Raw genomic sequence first — 19,784 nt, 5'->3', positions numbered from 1 at the left:
TTCTCCAGCTATTTAGTATTGGGAAGCCACAATGATTGGCATAAAAAGCATCGCCAGTTACGTGCCGGCAGACGGGATCGATAACTACGCCCAGGGTGCCAAATTCGCCAAGGATGAAGAGTTCATCATCGGCAAGATCGGTTCGGCCTTCCTGCCGCGCAAGGAAGCTGCACAGGAGACTTCCGACCTGTGCGTCGAAGCCGTCAATGCATTGTTTGCCAACAACCCGGATTTGAAGCGCGAGTCCATCGACGCGCTGATCGTCGTCACCCAGAACGGCGATGAAGAGGGCTTGCCCCACACCGCCGCCATCGTCCAGGACAAACTGGGCCTGCCCACTCACGTGGCCGCCTTCGATATTTCCCTGGGCTGCTCCGGCTACGTCTACGGCATCTACGCGATGAAAGGCTTCATGGAAGCCGCCGGCCTGAAAAACGGCCTGCTGATCACTGCCGACCCGTACTCCAAGATCGTCGACCCGGAAGATCGCAACACCACCATGCTGTTCGGCGATGCTGCCACCGCCACCTGGATGGGCGAGGACGCGCCGTGGTTGCTGGGCAAATCCAAGTTCGGTACCGACGGTTCCGGCGCGCCGCACTTGAAGGTCAGCGATGGTGTGTTCTTCATGAACGGCCGCCAGGTGTTCAACTTCGCCTTGCTCAAGGTGCCGGCACACTTGCACGAGCTGCTCAATGAGTCGGACCTCAAGGCAGATGACATTGATGCGTTCTGCATCCACCAGGGCAGCGCGGCCATCGTTGACGCTGTGGCGCGTCGCTTTGAAGAAGCGCCGGTGGACAAGTTCATCAAGGACATGGTCGAGACCGGCAATACCGTGTCATCGAGCATTCCGTTGCTGCTGGAAAAGCACGTGATGGACGCCACCTGGAAGCGCGTGGCAATCAGCGGCTTTGGTGTGGGGCTGTCGTGGGGCTCGGCGATTCTCTATCGTCCGTGATGCTTTAGCAGCTTCATGAAAAACGCCGATGATCGAATGATCATCGGCGTTTTTTTTGCGCCCCCCTGTAGGAGCGAGCTTGCTCGCGAAGCACCTGAGGGCGCCGCGTGCATCCTGAATGCCCGCGTCATCGTTAACGTTCTTCGCGAGCAAGCTCGCTCCTACAAGGGGGGACGTCTTGAAGGCGGAGTTTTGGCGCCAGTAACCCGTGATTACTGGCGTTTCACGCCTCTATAAACCGTTGAAATACAAGGGCTGGCACAGGGCTAGTAAAAAAAATCAAAAAAACCCTCAAGCAACCGGCTACCACGACGATAACTATTACGTAGGTTCTCAGGCCACACCCGGCGGTTGCCAGGGCCGGAAGCCGCAGTATCCATCCAACGAGGATTTCGTCATGGCTTTAACAGTAAACACCAACATTGCTTCCATCACGACTCAGGGCAACCTGAACAAAGCTGGCGGCGCCCTGGCCACTTCCATGCAGCGCCTGTCTTCCGGCCTGCGTATCAACAGCGCTAAAGACGACGCTGCCGGCCTGCAGATCGCTAACCGCCTGACCAGCCAAATCAACGGCCTGGGCCAAGCTGTAAAAAACGTGAACGACGGCATCTCCATCGCTCAGACCGCTGAAGGCGCGATGCAGGCTTCGACCGACATCCTGCAAAAAATGCGTACCCTGGCCCTGTCCTCGGCTACCGGCTCCCTGAGCGCCGACGACCGTAAGTCGAACAACGACGAATACCAGGCCCTGACCGCAGAACTGACCCGTATCTCGCAAACCACCACTTTCGGTGGCCAGAAACTGTTGGACGGTTCGTATGGCACCAAGGCTATCCAAGTGGGTGCCAATGCTAACGAAACCATCAACCTGAGCCTGGAAAACGTTGCCGCCAACAATATTGGTTCGCAGCAGATCAAGAGTGTTGCAATTACTCCTACCGAGAATGGTATCGGCAGTGCAGCTGGCACTATTACCGTGACCGGTAATGGCCAGGTGAGCAGTGCAATTGCTGTCCCGGTTGGTGCTTCGGCGCAGAGTATCGCCAGCAAAATGAATGGTGCAATTGGCGGCCTCACAGCTACCGCGAGCACTGAAGTTCAGATTGAAGTTGATAATGCCGCGTTTACCACGGGCGCTACACCTGCCGCTGCTGCCACGTTTTCAATGACTGTCAATGGCCAGACTGTCACAATGACGGGCGTAACTAGCCAGGCTGGCTTGGCTGATCAATTGAAGTCCAACGCCGCCAAGCTGGGTATCAGTGTCAACTTCGACGAAGCCAAGAAAACGCTTTCGGTCAAGTCCGATACTGGTGAGAACATCGAGTTTGGTGCTGTTGCAGCCGGCGCTGCCAGTGCGGCCGCTATCACTATCAAATCCAAAGATGGTTCCGGTGCATACCCTACCGGCGCAGGCACCGCTCTGTCCGATACAACCAAGATGACTGCCACCGGCCAAGTATCGCTGGATTCCTCCAAGGGTTACTCCTTGTCGGGGGATGGTGTTGGGGGGCTGTTCGGTGCAGCTGCGGCTACCACTGCTGCTTCCACCAAAACCACCATCGCCAATACTGATGTGACCAGCGCTGATATGGCTCAAAACGCACTGTCGGTTATCGACAAGGCCATCGGCACCATCGACAGCGTTCGTTCGGGTCTGGGTGCCACCCAGAACCGTCTGACTACCACTGCAGACAACCTGCAGAACATCCAGAAAAACTCTACCGCTGCGCGTTCCACCGTTCAGGATGTCGACTTCGCTGCCGAAACCGCCGAACTGACCAAGCAACAAACCCTGCAGTCGGCTTCCACCGCGATCCTGTCGCAGGCTAACCAACTGCCATCCGCTGTACTGAAACTGCTTCAGTAATCAGCGCGCTTGGTAACTAACGGAAGGGCGCGTTTACGTGCCCTTCCGTTTTTTCGGTTTAGAGGAGATTGGACATGGACATGAGTGTAAAGCTGAACCAGTCTTATCCGCCGGTTGCCCCTCAAGGCGCGCCTCCCAAGGCAACTGCCGATCAAAACAGCAGCAAGGCTCAGGAAGTGGCGGCAACCGGCAAAGAGCCTGAGCGCGCGGACCTGGAAAAAGCAGTAACCGACATTCGCGAGTTCGTCCAGGCTGCCCAGCGCAGCCTGGATTTTTCCATTGATGATTCGACCCACCGGGTCGTGGTCAAGGTCATTGCCACCGACAGCGGTGAAGTGATCCGTCAGATTCCGTCGGAAACGGCGTTGAAACTGGCACAAAACCTTTCCAGCGCAAGCAACGTGTTGTTTGACGACAAGGTGTGAGCTGGCATGAAATTTGTTGCTGTCAGGTCTTGAGGCGCAATAAGTCAAGATAACGGCAGCCACCGAACAGGAGATAGATGATGGCGGGTTCAACGGTAAGTGGTATCGGTTCGAACATCGATACGCAAGCGATCGTGAAGTCCTTGGTGGACGCCGAAAAGGTGCCCAAGCAGACGCAGATCAATACCGCGTCCCAGAAGGCGACCACCACGCTGTCTTCGATCGGCAAGATTCAGGCGGCACTGGATGCGTTTCGTAGTGCTTTGGACGCCATGACCAAAGACAGTAGTTTCACCGGATTGACCGGCTCGTCCTCGGATGAAAAAACGGCGACCATGACTGCCAATAACACGGCTTCGAACGGCAGCTTCCGACTGATCGTTGACCAGTTGGCCCAGGCGTCAAAATTATCCAGCAAGAACTTCTCCGGTGGCACCTCTTCTGTGGTGAACGCTACGGATAAGCCGACCACCTTGACCATCTCTCAGTCGGGCAAGGATTACAGCGTCAATGTTCCAGCCGGCGCGACCTTGCAGCAGGTGCGGGATTCGATCAATACCCAGTTTGGTACTTCCGGGCTCAGTGCCAACATCCAGACCGACTCCAATGGTTCTCGATTGATCCTGACCTCTACCACCATGGGGACCGGTTCCGACCTTACGCTTTCCGGCACCTCCGGCCTGGATGTGGGTTCAACGGTCGTCGACGTGCCCAAGGATGCGCTGTACAGCATTGATGGTGTTGCGTCTGTGTCCAAGACCAACAGTATCGAGGGAGCGCTCAGTGGTGTGAACATCAAGTTGGTGGCGCCGTCGACTTACAAGACGGGCACCTCTGGCGATAAAAACGCTACGCTGATCACCGTCAGTACCAACAACACGGCGCTCAAGTCCGGAGTCAAAGGCTTCATTGATACCTACAACGCCTTGATCACCGCAATGAACGCCGAAACCAAGGTCACCAAGAATCTTGACGGCAGCACGACGGCTGCGGCATTGACGGGTGACTCGACCATGCGTTCGCTGCAGGCGGCGATCCGGAATGAATTCAATACCCTTTCGGGGACTGGCACTTTCAAGTCGTTGGCTCAATTTGGCGTGAGCACAAGCTCTACTACCGGCTTGCTGACAATCGATGACAAAAAGTGGGACGCCGCCGTCAAGACTAATGCAGCCGATATCAACAGTATGTTCACCGGCAAAGACGGCATGTTGGCCCGCATGAAAAGTGCAACAGATGATTTTGCCAAGGCCTCTACCGGGGTTCTGGCAACGCGTTCTACATCGTTGACCGATAGCCTCAAGGACATCGCAAAGCAGCAGGAAACCCTGAACGAGCGCATGGAACTGCTGACCAACAGCCTCTCCGCCAAATACAACGCCATGGACACCCTGGTTGCCCAACTGCGCCAGCAAAGCACCAGTGTCATGACCACGCTCAATGCCTTGAACAACCCTAAAACCAATAACTGATCGCCACTCACGCAAAAGGCCAGGCAACCTGCCTGGCCTTTTCGTACCGAAAGACGACCGGTGTTAAAGCTTTTTGCGGCCCAGTCGACATATTGGTTACTAGAATCCTTTTCGCTGTCGCCTGTCACGAGGTAGAAACATGAACCCCATGCGAGCCCTTCGCCAATACCAGAAGGTCAATTCCCACGCACAGATCTCCGAAGCCAGCCCGCATCGCCTGGTGCAGATGCTGATGGAAGGTGGCCTGGATCGCATGTCCCAGGCCAAGGGCGCCCTGGCGCGTGGTGACATCGCACAGAAGGGTTTGATGCTCGGCAAGGCCATCGACATCGTTATCGGGCTGCGCGATGGCCTGGATGCTGAAAAGAGTGATAACCCGGCTTACGTTCAGCAGTTGGAAAGCCTTTATGTGTACATGACCAACCGGTTGATGGAGGCTAACCAGCAAAACGACGCCGAGATCATCGACGAAGTCGCTCGATTGATGATTACCGTAAAAGAAGGCTGGGATGCTATCGGCGCGCCACAAGGCGCAGCAGAATCAGGCCTTGGGCCTTGAGGAACTCGTCATGAGCCACGCACTGCAACGCATTGATGAAACCCGTGAAGCCCTGGTCGACGCGCTGGCCGCGCGCAACTGGGATGCCATCAGCGAGCTCGACCTGGGCTGCCGCAGTGTGATCGATCAGGTGCTGAGCGAAGCGCCGGTGGATGAGGATGCGCTGCGTGGAAAGCTGGAAAGCCTGTTGGCGGTTTACCAGCAGTTGCTTGAGGTGACGACCGGCGAGCGCCAGGCGATTTTCGAAGAGATGTCGCAGATCAACCAAGCGAAAAATGCGTCAAAGGTTTACCATCTGTTCGGTTGAAAGGGCGCAGTTAATCCGAACGGTGCGTCATATATTTGACTGTGCCAGCATTTTTGACTTAACTAGTGCTGTTTTCAGATTTCAGACGTCTAGTAGGTAACAAATCTTACAGACGTCTAGATTGCCCTCATTCCGGGGCAGGAAGTTTTACTAGGGAAGTTGCTATTGCATGTGGCGTGAAACCAAAATTCTGCTGATCGATGACGATAGCGTCCGCCGCCGCGATTTAGCGGTGATTTTAAATTTTCTTGGTGAAGAAAATTTGCCCTGCGGCAGCCACGATTGGCAGCAGGCGGTCAGCTCGTTGTCGTCGAGCCGTGAAGTCATTTGTGTATTGATCGGGACGGTAAACGCTCCTGGCGCAGTTCTGGGCCTGTTAAAGACACTGTCTACCTGGGATGAGTTCCTTCCGGTGTTGCTAATGGGCGATATTTCTTCCGTGGACCTGCCGGAAGACCAGCGCCGCCGCGTGCTTTCCAACCTGGAAATGCCGCCCAGCTACAGCAAATTGCTCGATTCCCTGCACCGTGCTCAGGTCTATCGCGAGATGTACGACCAGGCCCGCGAGCGCGGCCGTCACCGTGAACCCAACCTGTTCCGCAGCCTCGTCGGCACCAGCCGCGCCATCCAGCACGTGCGCCAGATGATGCAGCAAGTGGCCGACACCGACGCGAGCGTGCTGATCCTCGGCGAGTCGGGCACCGGCAAGGAAGTGGTCGCGCGCAACCTGCACTATCACTCCAAGCGCCGCGACGGGCCCTTTGTGCCGGTCAACTGCGGGGCGATCCCGGCAGAGCTGCTGGAAAGCGAATTGTTCGACCACGAGAAGGGCGCCTTTACCGGGGCGATCACCAGCCGTGCCGGGCGCTTTGAGCTGGCCAATGGCGGCACCCTGTTCCTCGACGAAATCGGCGACATGCCGTTGCCGATGCAGGTCAAGCTGCTGCGCGTATTGCAGGAGCGCACCTTCGAGCGCGTGGGCAGCAACAAGACCCAGAGCGTGGACGTGCGCATCATTGCCGCCACCCACAAGAACCTCGAAAGCATGATCGAGGTCGGCAGCTTCCGCGAAGACCTGTACTACCGCCTCAACGTATTCCCCATCGAGATGGCCCCGCTGCGCGAGCGCGTGGAAGACATCCCGTTGCTGATGAACGAACTGATCTCGCGCATGGAGCACGAGAAACGCGGTTCTATTCGGTTCAACTCCGCGGCAATCATGTCCCTGTGCCGCCACGGCTGGCCGGGCAACGTGCGTGAGCTGGCCAACCTGGTGGAGCGCATGGCGATCATGCATCCGTACGGGGTGATCGGCGTGGTCGAGTTGCCGAAGAAATTCCGCTACGTCGACGACGAGGACGAGCAGATGGACAGCCTGCGCAGCGACATGGAAGAGCGCGTGGCAATCAACGGCCATACTCCAGACTTCGGCGCTAGCGCGATGTTGCCGCCCGAAGGCCTGGATCTCAAGGACTACCTCGGCAACCTGGAGCAAGGCCTGATCCAACAGGCGCTGGATGATGCCAACGGCATCGTCGCCCGGGCCGCCGAGCGCCTGCGTATCCGTCGCACCACCCTGGTGGAGAAGATGCGCAAGTACGGTATGAGCCGCAAAGAGGGTGATGAACAGGCGGATGATTGACGCCTGTTTTTCAACTACCTGATTTATAGGTAGTTTTTTTTCGGCACGGGTATTGCTACAGCCCTCGCAACGTTCCGTTTAACTGACGGTCAGCCAAGCGAGAGAGCATCATGCCCCACGCCGCCCAACTATCTTCGGCCCCTGCCATCCAGGGGCTGGTTTCGCCTGTAGAGCCGCCGACCCGCCAGGGCCTGGAGCACGCGCTCTCGCAGTTCAACCAGATGTCGAACCAGCTGACCGACTCCTACAGCCTGCTTGAGGCCCGGGTTTCGGAGCTTAAAGGCGAACTGGCGGTGGTCAGCGCCCAGCGCATGCAAGAGCTGGCCGAGAAAGAACGCCTGGCCAACCGCCTGCAAAACCTGCTGGACCTGTTGCCCGGTGGCGTGATCGTCATCGACGACCAGGGCCGCGTGCGCGAAGCCAACCCGGCCGCCTGCGACCTGCTTGGCTTGCCCCTGGAAGGCGAGCTGTGGCGTGAAGTCATCACCCGCTGTTTTGCCCCCCGTGAAGACGACGGCCACGAAGTCTCCCTCAAGGACGGGCGCCGGCTGTCCATTGCGACCCGTTCCCTGGACGCCGAGCCGGGCCAGCTTGTGCTGCTCAATGACCTGACAGAAACCCGGCACCTGCAAGATCAGTTGGCTCGCCATGAGCGGCTGTCGTCGCTGGGGCGGATGGTCGCTTCCTTGGCCCATCAGATTCGTACGCCGTTGTCGGCGGCATTGATCTACGCCAGCCATTTGACTGACGAGCAATTACCAGCGGCCACCCACCAACGCTTTGCCGGGCGCCTCAAGGAGCGCCTGCATGAGTTGGAACACCAAGTACGTGACATGCTGGTATTTGCCCGCGGCGAACTGCCGCTGACCGATCGCGTTACCCCTGCCGGTTTGATGCAGTCGCTGCAAGCGGCAGCGGCGACCCATGTGCAGGAGGCCAACCTGCGCTGGCAGTGCGACAGCCACCAGGGCGAATTGCTGTGCAACCGCGACACCCTGGTGGGCGCGCTGCTCAACCTGATCGAAAACGCCACCCAGGCCAGTGGCCCCGGGGCGCGCCTGAAAGTGCACCTGTACACCCGCGGGCAAACCCTGCGCCTGTGCGTCAGCGACAGCGGCAGCGGTATCGCCCCGCAGGTGCTGCAGCGCCTGGGCGAGCCGTTTTTTACCACCAAGACCAACGGCACTGGCCTGGGCCTGACCGTGGTCAAGGCAGTGGCCCGTGCCCATCAGGGACAATTGCAACTGCGTTCGCGCCTGGGGCGTGGTACCTGTGCATTGATGACCTTGCCGCTGTTTTCCAGCGCGGCAAGCGCGGAGTAAGAGGATGATGGCTATCAAGGTTTTATTGGTGGAAGACGATCGCGCCCTGCGTGAAGCATTGGCTGACACGCTGCTGTTGGCGGGCCATGACTACCGTGCGGTCGGCTCTGCCGAGGAAGCCTTGGAGGCGGTCGAGCAGGAAACCTTCAGCCTGGTGGTCAGCGACGTCAACATGCCCGGCATGGACGGCCACCAGTTGCTCGGCCTGCTGCGGGTGCGCCAGCCGCAGCTGCCGGTGCTGCTGATGACCGCCCATGGCGCGGTGGAGCGGGCGGTGGATGCCATGCGTCAGGGCGCGGCGGATTACCTGGTCAAGCCGTTCGAGCCCAAGGCGTTGATCGAACTGGTCGCCCGGCATGCCCTGGGCGTGATACCCGCAGCCGACGGCGATGGCCCGATTGCCTTTGAGCCGGCCAGCGCGCAGTTGCTTGAACTGGCGGCGCGGGTGGCGCGCAGTGATTCCACTGTGCTGATTTCCGGCGAGTCCGGCACCGGTAAAGAAGTGCTGGCGCGTTATATCCACCAGCAATCGGGCCGTGCCAAACAACCGTTCATTGCGATCAACTGCGCGGCGATCCCCGACAACATGCTGGAAGCCACCTTGTTTGGCCATGAAAAGGGCTCGTTCACCGGCGCCATCGCGGCCCAGGCCGGCAAGTTCGAACAAGCCGACGGCGGCACCATTCTGCTCGACGAAATCTCGGAAATGCCCCTGGGCCTGCAAGCCAAGTTGCTGCGGGTATTGCAGGAGCGTGAAGTGGAGCGGGTGGGCGCACGCAAGCCGATCCAGTTGGATATCCGCGTGGTTGCCACCACCAACCGCGACCTCGCGGGCGAAGTGGCGGCGGGGCGCTTCCGGGAAGACCTGTTCTACCGGTTGTCGGTGTTCCCGCTGGCCTGGCGCCCATTGCGTGAGCGCCCGGCGGATATCATTCCCCTGGCCGAGCGCCTGCTCAACAACCACGTCAAAAAAATGAAGCATGCCCAGGCGCGTTTATCGCCCGAGGCCCAGGCCTGCCTGGTCAGTTACCCATGGCCGGGCAACGTGCGCGAGCTGGACAACGCGATCCAGCGTGCGCTGATTTTGCAGCAGGGCGGTTTGATCCAGCCCCAGGATTTCTGCCTGGCCATGGGCAATGGCGCTGCGCCGTTGCCGAGCCTGGCCCCGGCTCCAGTGGTCGCCGAGACGGAATCAGCCGGTGCCCTGGGCGATGACCTGCGCCGCCGTGAATTCCAGATGATCATCGACACCCTGCGCGCCGAACGTGGCCGCCGCAAAGAAGCGGCCGAGCGCCTGGGCATCAGCCCGCGTACCTTGCGCTACAAGCTGGCGCAGATGCGCGACGCCGGTATGGATGTGGAAGCGTATCTTTTCGCCACATGACCGGTAACAAGTTCGACAAGCTTTGTCGCCTTTTCTTACGAGTTGCTCCAGAGCTGGCACCCTTGTTGCTACCACCCCTAGTAACCGCTGCGTAGTGTCAAAAAATTGCGGGTCGTCGGAGAGAGAAGGTCATGAGCCAGGGTATTGAGTTCAATCGGTTGATGTTGGATATGCGCGCCATGCAAATGGATGCCATGGCTCAACCGAAATCCGTCGCGCCAGCGCCGGAATTGGGCCAAAGCAATTTTGCCGACATGCTCGGTCAGGCAATCAATAAAGTCAGCGATACCCAGCAGGCGTCCAGCCAGTTGGCGACGGCCTTCGAGATCGGTAAAAGCGGCGTGGACCTCACCGATGTGATGGTCGCCTCGCAAAAGGCCAGTGTGTCCTTCCAGGCCTTGACCCAAGTGCGTAACAAGCTGGTTCAGGCGTATCAAGACATCATGCAGATGCCGGTTTAAGGACGAGATTTAAGTCATGGCTGAAGCAGTCTCCGACAACCTCCCCGCCAAGGCCGACGGCAAACCGCCGTTGTTTGGCCTGTCGTTCCTGGAAAACCTCTCGGAAATGACCATGCTGCGTCAGGTGGGCCTGATGGTGGGCCTGGCAGCCAGCGTGGCGATTGGTTTTGCCGTGGTGCTGTGGTCGCAGCAACCCGATTACCGCCCCCTGTACGGCAGCCTGTCGGGCATGGATTCCAAGCAGATCATGGAAACCCTCGCCGCCGCCGACATCGCCTACACCGTGGAGCCCAACTCCGGCGCCTTGCTGGTCAAGGCGGATGACGTAGCCCGCGCCCGGATGAAACTGGCCGCCGCTGGCGTGGCGCCGTCCGACAGTAATATCGGTTTTGAAATCCTCGACAAGGACCAAGGCCTGGGCACCAGCCAGTTCATGGAAGCCACCCGCTATCGTCGTGGCCTGGAAGGCGAACTGGCGCGCACCATTTCCAGCCTCAATAACGTCAAGGCCGCCCGTGTGCACCTGGCGATTCCGAAAAGCTCGGTGTTCGTGCGTGACGAACGCAAGCCCAGCGCCTCGGTCTTGGTCGAGCTGTTTGCTGGCCGCTCCCTGGAGCCTGGCCAGGTACTGGCGATCGTCAACCTGGTTGCCACCAGTGTTCCCGAATTGAGCAAGTCGCAAATCACCGTGGTGGACCAGAAGGGCAACCTGCTGTCCGACATGGCCGAAAACTCCGCGCTGACCCAGGCCGGCAAGCAGTTCGACTACAGCCGCCGCATGGAAAGCATGCTCACCCAGCGCGTGCATAACATCCTGCAACCGGTACTGGGCAACGACCGCTACAAGGCTGAAGTGTCGGCCGACGTGGACTTCAGCGCCGTCGAGTCCACCTCCGAACAGTTCAACCCGGACCAGCCGGCCCTGCGCAGCGAGCAGTCCACCAGCGAACAACGCACCGCCAGCAATGGCCCCCAAGGTGTGCCAGGCGCCCTGAGCAACCAGCCACCCGCGCCGGCCTCGGCACCGCAAACCACTGGTGGCGCCGCCGCCACGGCTGGCGCGATCCAGCCTGGCCAGCCGCTGTTGGACGCCAACGGCCAGCAGATCATGGACCCGGCCACCGGCCAGCCGATGCTTGCGCCATACCCTGCGGACAAGCGTAACCAGTCCACCAAGAACTTCGAACTCGACCGTTCCATCAGCCACACCAAGCAGCAACAGGGCAAGATCAATCGCCTGTCGGTGTCGGTGGTGGTCGATGACCAAGTCAAGGTCAACCCTGCGGACGGCGCGGTGACCCGTGCGCCGTGGACGGCTGACGAACTGGCGCGCTTTACCCGCCTGGTGCAGGACGCCGTTGGCTTCGACGCCAGCCGTGGCGACAGCGTCAGCGTGATCAACATGCCGTTCTCCGCCGAGCGCGGTGAAGTGATCGCCGACCCGGCGTTCTACACCCAGCCGTGGTTCTGGGACATCGTCAAGCAAGTGCTGGGGGTGCTGTTCATCCTGGTGCTGGTGTTTGGTGTATTGCGCCCGGTGCTCAACAACATCACTGGCGGCGGCAAGAAGCAACTGGCACTGGCCGGTGGCGACGTCGAGTTGGGTGGCATGGGCGGCCTGGACGGCGAACTGGCCAACGACCGCGTCAGCCTCGGCGGCCCGCAAAGCATCCTGTTGCCAAGCCCGAGCGAAGGCTATGACGCTCAGTTGAACGCAATCAAGAGTCTGGTGGCAGAAGACCCGGGTCGTGTGGCTCAGGTCGTGAAAGAGTGGATTAACGCAGATGAATGATCGAGCCGCTGTGGCCAAGCTGTCCCGGGTCGACAAAGCCGCCGTGCTGCTGCTGTCCCTGGGTGAAACCGACGCTGCCCAAGTGCTGCGCCACATGGGCCCTAAAGAGGTCCAGCGAGTGGGCGTGGCCATGGCGCAGATGCGCAATGTGCACCGCGAGCAAGTCGAGCAGGTGATGAGTGAGTTCGTCGAGATCGTCGGCGACCAGACCAGCCTGGGCGTCGGCTCCGACAGCTACATTCGCAAGATGCTCACCTCGGCCCTGGGCGAAGACAAGGCCAACGGCCTGATCGACCGCATCCTGCTGGGTGGCAACACCAGCGGCCTGGATAGCCTCAAGTGGATGGAGCCGCGTGCGGTGGCCGACGTGATCCGCTACGAGCACCCGCAGATTCAGGCGATCGTGGTGGCCTACCTGGACCCCGACCAGGCCGGCGAAGTGCTTGGCCACTTCGACCATAAAGTGCGCCTGGACATCATCCTGCGTGTGTCGTCGCTGAACACTGTGCAACCGGCGGCGCTCAAGGAGCTCAACACGATTCTGGAGAAGCAGTTCTCCGGCAATTCCAACGCCTCGCGCACCACCCTGGGTGGCATCAAGCGCGCAGCCGACATCATGAACTTCCTCGACAGCTCGGTCGAAGGCCAGTTGATGGACTCGATCCGCGAGATCGACGACACCCTGTCCGGCCAGATCGAAGACCTGATGTTCGTGTTCAACAACCTGGCCGATGTCGACGACCGTGGCATCCAGGCGCTGCTGCGCGAAGTGTCCTCGGACGTGCTGGTGCTGGCGCTCAAGGGCTCGGACGAAAACGTCAAAGAAAAGATCTTCAAGAACATGTCCAAGCGCGCCTCGGAGCTGTTGCGCGACGACCTGGAAGCCAAGGGCCCGGTGCGCGTCAGCGACGTGGAAACCGCTCAGAAAGAAATCCTCACCATTGCCCGCCGTATGGCCGAAGCCGGAGAAATCGTTCTCGGCGGGAAGGGCGGCGAAGAAATGATCTAAGGCGCCTTGCATGTCGAATAAAGATGAGGCGCCCAGCGATCTGATTCGCGCGCGGGATGTCGGCGGCTTCGACATCTGGTCGCTGCCCAGCTTCGACCCCCATGTGCCGGAGCCCGAGCCTGAACCGGTTGAAGAACCTCCGGCAGAGATGGAAGAAGTGCCACTGGATGAAGTCCAGCCGCTGACCCTCGAAGAGTTGGAAACCATTCGCCAGGAGGCCTACAACGAAGGCTTTGCGGCGGGGGAAAAAGACGGTTTTCGCAGCACCACCCTCAAGGTTCGCCAGGAGGCCGAGGTGGCGCTGGGCGCCAGGCTGGACAGCCTGGAGCGCTTGATGGGCAACCTGTTCGACCCTATCGCCGAACAGGACTCGCAGCTGGAAAAATCCATGGTCGGCCTGGTGCAGCACATTGCTCGCCAGGTGATCCAGCGCGAACTGGTGCTCGATTCCAGCCAGATCGAAGGTGTGATGCGTGAAGCCCTCAAGCTGCTGCCCCTGGGCGTCGGCAATGTGCGGCTGTACATCAACCCGCAGGATTTCGAACAGGTCAAAGCCCTGCGCGAGCGTCATGAAGAAACCTGGCGCATCGTCGAAGACGCTTCGTTGCAGCCGGGTGGCTGCCGCGTCGAGACCGAACACAGCCGCATTGACGCGACAGTGGAAACCCGTATCAGCCAGATCATGGCCAAGTTGTTTGATCAACTGCATGAACAGGCCCTGCATCCCGCCGAGCCTGACCTGAGCGTTGACCTGGACGCCACCGATGCGCCTTGATCGCACCAGCTTCGCCAAGCGCCTGGGCAGCTACGCCGAGGCCACCGAGTTGCCCGGCCAGCCGATCCTTGAAGGACGCTTGTTGCGCATGGTCGGCCTGACCCTTGAAGCCGAGGGCCTGCGCGCCGCCATGGGCAGCCGCTGCCTGGTGATCAACGACGACAGCTACCACCCGGTGCAGGTCGAAGCCGAAGTGATGGGTTTTTCCGGCAGCAAGATTTTCCTGATGCCGGTGGGCAGCCTGGCGGGTATCGCTCCCGGCGCCCGCGTGGTGCCGCTGGCCGACACTGGCCGCCTGCCCATGGGCATGAGCATGCTGGGTCGCGTACTCGACGGTGCCGGCCGTGCGCTGGACGGCAAGGGCGGCATGAAGGCCGAAGACTGGGTGCCGATGGACGGCCCCACCATCAACCCGCTCAAGCGCAACCCCATCAGCGTGCCGCTGGACGTGGGCATTCGCAGCATCAACGGTTTATTGACGGTCGGTCGCGGCCAGCGCCTGGGCCTGTTCGCCGGTACCGGCGTGGGTAAGTCGGTGTTGCTGGGCATGATGACGCGCTTTACCGAGGCCGACATCATCGTGGTGGGGCTGATCGGTGAGCGGGGCCGCGAAGTGAAGGAGTTCATCGAGCACAGCCTCGGTGAAGAAGGGCTCAAGCGTTCCGTTGTCGTCGCTTCTCCGGCAGACGATGCACCGCTGATGCGCTTGCGTGCGGCGATGTACTGCACGCGCATCGCCGAATATTTCCGCGACAAGGGCAAAAACGTCCTGTTGCTGATGGACTCGCTCACGCGTTTCGCCCAGGCCCAGCGCGAGATCGCCCTGGCCATCGGTGAGCCGCCCGCGACCAAGGGTTACCCCCCGTCGGTATTTGCCAAGCTGCCCAAGCTGGTAGAGCGTGCCGGTAATGCCGAAGCCGGCGGTGGCTCGATCACCGCGTTCTACACCGTGTTGTCTGAAGGCGACGACCAACAGGACCCGATTGCCGACTCGGCCCGGGGCGTGCTCGACGGCCACATCGTGCTGTCGCGGCGCCTGGCGGAAGAGGGGCATTACCCAGCCATCGATATCGAAGCGTCCATCAGCCGGGTGATGCCGGCGGTGGTCACGCCGGAGCATATGGCCCGTGCCCAGCAGTTCAAGCAGCTGTGGTCGCGTTACCAGCAAAGCCGTGACCTGATCAGCGTCGGCGCCTATGTGGCCGGTGGCGACCGCGACACCGACCTGGCCATCGCCTTGCAGCCGCAACTGGTGACCTACCTGCGCCAGGGTCTCAACGACAAGATCACCATGGGCGAGAGCCAGTCGCACTTGCAGTCCATCTTCGCCCCGGCGCCGGGCGGCTAAGCCATGGCCAACAGCCGCGCAGCACGCCTGGCCCCGGTGGTAGACATGGCCGAAAAGGCCGAGAAAGCCGCCGTACAGCGCCTGGGTTACTTCCAGGGCCAGGTGCGGTTGGCCCAAAGCAAGCTGGGCGACCTGGAGCGTTTTCGTGGCGAGTATCAACAGCAGTGGATCGAGCGCGGCAGCCAGGGTGTTTCCGGCCAGTGGCTGATGGGGTACCAGGGCTTTCTCAATCAGCTTGAAACCGCCGTCGGCCAGCAACGCCAGAGCCTGGCCTGGCACGAGGCCAACCTCGACAAAGCCCGCGAGGCCTGGCAACAGGCGTTTGCCCGGGTCGAGGGGCTGCGCAAGCTGGTGCAGCGCTACATCGACGAAGCGCGAGCCATCGAAGACAAGCGCGAGCAAAAACTGCTCGATGAATTGTCCCAGCGCCTTCGCCGCCCAGAACAGTTCTAACCGGCACCACAAATCCAATGTGGGAGCTGTGTTGCTCAGATGCGGTTCAGCTGCTACACCTTGTGTCTAGTGCAATGACAAGGAAGCAGTCACATGTCAGTCGAGTCAGAAGTATCCCTGGATGGGAAAAAGTTGACGATCGCAATCAAGGGCCGGTTCGATTTCGGCAGCCACCAGGCGTTTCGGGAAGCCTACGAGCGTTTCTACAAGGTCCCCGAGACCTACATCGTCGACCTCAAGGATGCCACCTACATGGACAGTTCAGCCCTCGGCATGCTGCTGTTGCTACGGGATCATGCCGGCGGCGATGACGCCGAGGTCCGCGTGACGAACAGCAACTCCGACGTGCGCAAGATCCTCGCCATCTCCAACTTCGACAAACTGTTCGATATCAATTGAGCGCCTTGGCCCCTGTCCTGGAGGCGCTGACCATCCTGATCGCCGAAGACAGCGCCGCCGACCGCCTGTTGCTGGCGAGCATCATCCGCCGCCAGGGCCATCAGGTGCTGACTGTCAGCAATGGCGCCGAAGCGATTGAGGTGTTTGCCCGCGAGCGTCCGCAACTGGTGTTGATGGACGCACTGATGCCAGTCATGGATGGCTTTGAAGCCGCGCGGCAGATCAAGCAACTGGCGGGGGAGGCGCTGGTACCGATCATCTTCCTCACGTCGCTGCGCGAAAGCGAAGCCCTGGCCCAGTGCCTGGACGCCGGCGGCGATGACTTTCTGCCCAAACCCTATAACCCCTTGATCCTGGCGGCCAAGATCAACGCCATGGACCGCCTGCGCCGCCTGCAAGCCACGGTTTTGCAACAGCGTGACCTGATCGCCAGGCATCACGAACACCTGATGCATGAGCAGCGGGCGGCCAAGGCGGTGTTCGACAAGGTCGCCCATTCCGGTTGCATCAACGCCGCGCCGAATATCCGCTACCTGCAATCGCCTTATGCGTTGTTCAACGGTGACCTGTTGCTGGCGGCCTACACACCGTCCGGCGATATGCACGTGCTGCTAGGGGATTTCACCGGCCATGGCTTGCCGGCCGCCATCGGCGCCATGCCCCTGGCCGAAGTGTTCTACGGCATGACCGCCAAGGGCTACGGCCTCACGCAGACCCTGCGGGAAATGAACGCCAAGCTCAAGCGCATCCTGCCGGTAGACATGTTCTGCTGTGCCACCTTGCTGTGCCTGAGCGCCCAGCGGCGTGCGGTGGAGGTGTGGAACGGCGGCATGCCCGAAGGCTATGTGCATGAAGTCGCCACGGGCAGGCGCACGCCATTGATATCGCGGCACCTGCCCTTGGGGGTGTTGTCGGCAGAGGCGTTCGATGACAGCACCGAGGTCTGGCCCATGGCGTTGGGCGACCGGGTATTCCTGCTCTCCGACGGCGTGCTGGACACCGCTGACGCCAACGATCAACTGTTCGGTGCCGAGCGCTTGCAGCAGGTGTTCGCCGCCAACCGCGAGCCCGACCGCCTGTTCGAGGACATCGAGCAGGCCCTGGCGGCCTTTCGCGGCCAGGCGCGCGATGACGTCAGCATGGTCGAGATCACGTTGCAGGCGGGCCAACCCTTGCGGGCGGCCGAGCCGATGTATGCCGACAGCGGCCAGTCGTGTCCACTGGATTGGTCGGTGAGTTTCGAATTCCGCGCCCAGACGCTCAGGACCTACAACCCGCTGCCGTACCTGCTGCAACTGCTGTTGGAAATCCACGGCCTGCGCGAGCAGAGCGGGGCGCTTTACAGTGTGATGGCCGAGTTGTATTCCAACGCGCTGGAGCATGGCGTACTGGGCCTGGACTCACGGCTCAAGCGCGATGCCCAGGGGTTTGCGCAGTATTATCGCCAGCGCCATGAGCGCCTGGCGCAGTTGGACAGCGGCTATGTGGGCGTGCATATGCAGGTGGTGCCCACCGACAAGGGCGGCAAACTGACCTTGCGCCTCGAAGACAGCGGGCAGGGTTTTGATGTGGAGCAAGAGCTGGCGCGCCCCGTGGACATCGACCGTCTGTCTGGTCGGGGACTGAGCCTGGTGCGTCAGTTGAGCAACGCGGTACGCTGGTCCGATGGCGGTCGCAGTGTCTGCGTGGAGTTTTGCTGGAAGGCTCTGGCATAATCCGCCGATTCTTGATCAAGGAGCGAGCAAGTGGCTGAGATTCATATGGACCCCGAGGTGTTGTCGGGTTTGCAGGAAGTCATGGAAAGCGAATACCCCACGCTGCTGGACACCTTTCTGCATGATTCTGAAGAGCGCGTGCAAGCGCTGCGCAAGGCGCGGGACGACGCCAAAACGTTGGGGCGCATCGCACACAGCTTCAAGGGCAGCAGTGGCAACTTGGGGGCGCTGCGGTTGGCAACGTTGTGTGAGCGGTTGGAGACCGAGTCCTTCAAGTCTGCTTCCGACTTGGGGGCGTTGGTGGATCAGATTGATCGTGAGTTTGCGCTGGTTCGCCCGCTGTATGAGCATGAACGGGAGCGGTTTTCTGGGGTTTGATATTTTATCGGCCTGACTTGGCCCGACTCTTGCTCTACCTCCATAGACTGCATCCCCGACCCCATGCAGTGGAGACCCTTACTTATGCCAGTCGCTCCCAATTCGCTTCTTCAGGCTGCCACTGCGGCCAAGCCTCAAGCGCCGGCCGCCACGCCTGCGGTAGCGCCTGCGGCTCCGCGGGACAAGGGCGCTGGCTTCGCTCAAGTGTTTGCCAAGCAAGCTGCCAAGCCGCAGGCCAAGAGCGACGACGCGCCAGCCAAACCGGTGCGCGACAAGGCTTCTGATGCCAGCGCCAAACCGGCCGCCGGCGACGATAAACCTGCCGCCAGCGCGCCAGCGGTTGCCGATAGCGGCAATCCCTTGCCTGCCAAGCCGGCCAAGAGCGACGACCACGCTGACAGTGAAGGCGAGCCACCTGCCGACCCGTCCCTGGCGCTGCAACCGGTTGCCGACCCGGCGCTGGTTGCCACCGTGACGCCTGTGGCGGTCCCCGTGCCGGTACAAGCGCCTGCTGTCATGGCCGCAGATGACAACGCCCAGCCGCTCATCGCGGTAACCGAGGAGCCCAAGCAGCCGGCCTTCGACCCTGAGGCCGACCCGCTGGATTCGATGCCGGCCGTGCGCCTGGCGATGGAGCAGGGCGGTCATGTCTCGGCCAGCAGCCAGGCGCCGCAGAAAGCCGCGCCCACCACTCAGGACCAGCCGACCGCCGCGCAGAGCTTTGCCGCCGGCCTGGCCAACATGGTCGACCAGCAAGCCACCAAGGACAGCACCGACCAGGGGGGTGACAAGGCCTTCGGCGCGCTGATCGATGACGGCCTCAAGGACCTCAAGAACGCCAGCAGCGACACCCGTGTGGATGACTTCGCCAACCGCCTGGCGGCGCTGACCCAGGCGGCCACGCCGAAAACCGCGAATGCCTTGCCGCCCGTCCCCAATGCGCCCCTGGCCATGCACCAGAGCGGCTGGACCGAGGAGGTGGTCAACCGCGTAATGTACCTGTCCAGCGCCAACCTCAAGTCGGCCGAGATCCAGTTGCAGCCCGCTGAGCTGGGGCGCCTGGACATCAAGGTCAACATGACGGCGGACCAGCAGGCCCAGGTCAACTTCATGAGCGGCCATGCGGTGGTGCGTGAAGCGCTGGAAAGCCAGTCTGGCCGTTTGCGCGAGATGTTTGCCCAGCAGGGCATGGGGCAGGTGGATGTGAATGTCTCCGACCAGTCGCGGGGCCAGGACCAGCAGCAACAGCAGAGCCAGGCGCGAGGCGTCAGTAGCAGCGGCAGGCGCGCTGACAGCGGCGACGCCGGTGGCCCTGTGGATGTGGCCGAAGTGGCAGCGCCCGTGAGCCAGAGCGTGATCGGCTCCAGCGCCGTCGACTACTACGCCTGACTTCCTGCTCAAACCCGGCCAGCTCCCACATTTGATTTAGGTTGTCTTCGCCTAAGACAACTCTGGCATAACACTTGCTCTTGCCTTGCCATAGATCTACGAATCCCCGAATAGTGACGG

The 19,784-nt window shown here is 60.9% G+C and carries 19 protein-coding genes; all 19 read left to right on the top strand.

The window, feature by feature from the left end; translation table 11 throughout:
- The first annotated feature begins 31 nt into the window (after positions 1-31).
- The 19 genes from JJD66_RS08970 (at position 32) to JJD66_RS08880 (ending at position 19,664) form a co-directional block, all read left to right on the top strand.
- Entirely contained in the window at positions 32-961 is a 930-nt protein-coding gene (locus JJD66_RS08970) for a ketoacyl-ACP synthase III (protein ID WP_003192977.1), read from the top strand.
- Positions 962-1,358: 397 nt separating this feature from the next.
- Positions 1,359-2,834 carry a flagellin N-terminal helical domain-containing protein gene (locus JJD66_RS08965; RefSeq protein ID WP_060764472.1) on the top strand — a complete coding sequence of 492 codons (1,476 nt, stop codon included), beginning with the start codon at positions 1,359-1,361 and terminating at the stop codon, positions 2,832-2,834.
- Positions 2,835-2,908: 74 nt separating this feature from the next.
- Positions 2,909-3,259 (top strand): flagellar protein FlaG, encoded by a 351-nt coding sequence (locus JJD66_RS08960; protein ID WP_060764473.1) that lies wholly within the window; start codon positions 2,909-2,911, stop codon positions 3,257-3,259.
- 80 nt (positions 3,260-3,339) lie between these two features.
- Positions 3,340-4,731, top strand: a complete 1,392-nt coding sequence (fliD, locus tag JJD66_RS08955; RefSeq protein ID WP_198715473.1) for a flagellar filament capping protein FliD — start codon at positions 3,340-3,342, stop codon at positions 4,729-4,731.
- Positions 4,732-4,870: 139 nt separating this feature from the next.
- Complete coding sequence (fliS, locus tag JJD66_RS08950; protein WP_200647982.1) at positions 4,871-5,290, top strand: flagellar export chaperone FliS; 420 nt, start codon at positions 4,871-4,873, stop codon at positions 5,288-5,290.
- A gap of 10 nt (positions 5,291-5,300) precedes the next feature.
- Positions 5,301-5,597, top strand: coding sequence for a flagellar protein FliT (locus JJD66_RS08945; RefSeq protein WP_034126783.1), 297 nt, complete (start codon positions 5,301-5,303; stop codon positions 5,595-5,597).
- Between the two features lie 169 nt (positions 5,598-5,766).
- Complete coding sequence (locus tag JJD66_RS08940) at positions 5,767-7,239, top strand: sigma-54 dependent transcriptional regulator (RefSeq protein ID WP_200647981.1); 1,473 nt, start codon at positions 5,767-5,769, stop codon at positions 7,237-7,239.
- Between the two features lie 110 nt (positions 7,240-7,349).
- On the top strand, positions 7,350-8,561 hold the full coding sequence (locus JJD66_RS08935) for a sensor histidine kinase (protein ID WP_105227616.1): 1,212 nt from the start codon (positions 7,350-7,352) through the stop codon (positions 8,559-8,561).
- 7 nt (positions 8,562-8,568) lie between these two features.
- Complete coding sequence (locus JJD66_RS08930) at positions 8,569-9,945, top strand: sigma-54-dependent transcriptional regulator (protein ID WP_200647980.1); 1,377 nt, start codon at positions 8,569-8,571, stop codon at positions 9,943-9,945.
- Between the two features lie 131 nt (positions 9,946-10,076).
- Positions 10,077-10,406, top strand: coding sequence for a flagellar hook-basal body complex protein FliE (fliE, locus tag JJD66_RS08925; RefSeq protein ID WP_003192959.1), 330 nt, complete (start codon positions 10,077-10,079; stop codon positions 10,404-10,406).
- Between the two features lie 16 nt (positions 10,407-10,422).
- Complete coding sequence (fliF, locus tag JJD66_RS08920) at positions 10,423-12,198, top strand: flagellar basal-body MS-ring/collar protein FliF (RefSeq protein ID WP_014719351.1); 1,776 nt, start codon at positions 10,423-10,425, stop codon at positions 12,196-12,198.
- Positions 12,191-13,207: a flagellar motor switch protein FliG gene (gene fliG, locus JJD66_RS08915; RefSeq protein WP_003192957.1), complete on the top strand. Its 1,017-nt coding sequence runs from the start codon at positions 12,191-12,193 to the stop codon at positions 13,205-13,207. Before fliF ends, fliG begins: the two co-directional genes overlap by 8 nt.
- Before the next feature lie 10 nt (positions 13,208-13,217).
- Complete coding sequence (fliH, locus tag JJD66_RS08910) at positions 13,218-13,982, top strand: flagellar assembly protein FliH (RefSeq protein ID WP_198715476.1); 765 nt, start codon at positions 13,218-13,220, stop codon at positions 13,980-13,982.
- Complete coding sequence (gene fliI / locus JJD66_RS08905; protein WP_003192955.1) at positions 13,972-15,330, top strand: flagellar protein export ATPase FliI; 1,359 nt, start codon at positions 13,972-13,974, stop codon at positions 15,328-15,330. Before fliH ends, fliI begins: the two co-directional genes overlap by 11 nt.
- A 3-nt stretch (positions 15,331-15,333) precedes the next feature.
- On the top strand, positions 15,334-15,783 hold the full coding sequence (gene fliJ / locus JJD66_RS08900; protein ID WP_200647979.1) for a flagellar export protein FliJ: 450 nt from the start codon (positions 15,334-15,336) through the stop codon (positions 15,781-15,783).
- Positions 15,784-15,876: 93 nt separating this feature from the next.
- A complete protein-coding gene (locus tag JJD66_RS08895) occupies positions 15,877-16,182 on the top strand; it encodes an STAS domain-containing protein (RefSeq protein WP_105227614.1) in 306 nt (101 codons plus the stop codon).
- Positions 16,179-17,897, top strand: a complete 1,719-nt coding sequence (locus tag JJD66_RS08890) for a fused response regulator/phosphatase (protein ID WP_200647978.1) — start codon at positions 16,179-16,181, stop codon at positions 17,895-17,897. Before JJD66_RS08895 ends, JJD66_RS08890 begins: the two co-directional genes overlap by 4 nt.
- Before the next feature lie 30 nt (positions 17,898-17,927).
- Positions 17,928-18,275 (top strand): Hpt domain-containing protein, encoded by a 348-nt coding sequence (locus JJD66_RS08885; protein WP_014719347.1) that lies wholly within the window; start codon positions 17,928-17,930, stop codon positions 18,273-18,275.
- Positions 18,276-18,359: 84 nt separating this feature from the next.
- Positions 18,360-19,664, top strand: a complete 1,305-nt coding sequence (locus tag JJD66_RS08880) for a flagellar hook-length control protein FliK (protein ID WP_200647977.1) — start codon at positions 18,360-18,362, stop codon at positions 19,662-19,664.
- Positions 19,665-19,784: the final 120 nt, after the last annotated feature.

The organism is Pseudomonas sp. MF6751, from assembly GCF_016613265.1.
GTDB lineage: Bacteria > Pseudomonadota > Gammaproteobacteria > Pseudomonadales > Pseudomonadaceae > Aquipseudomonas > Aquipseudomonas fluorescens_BV.
This window is presented reverse-complemented; position numbering and strand designations above follow the sequence as displayed.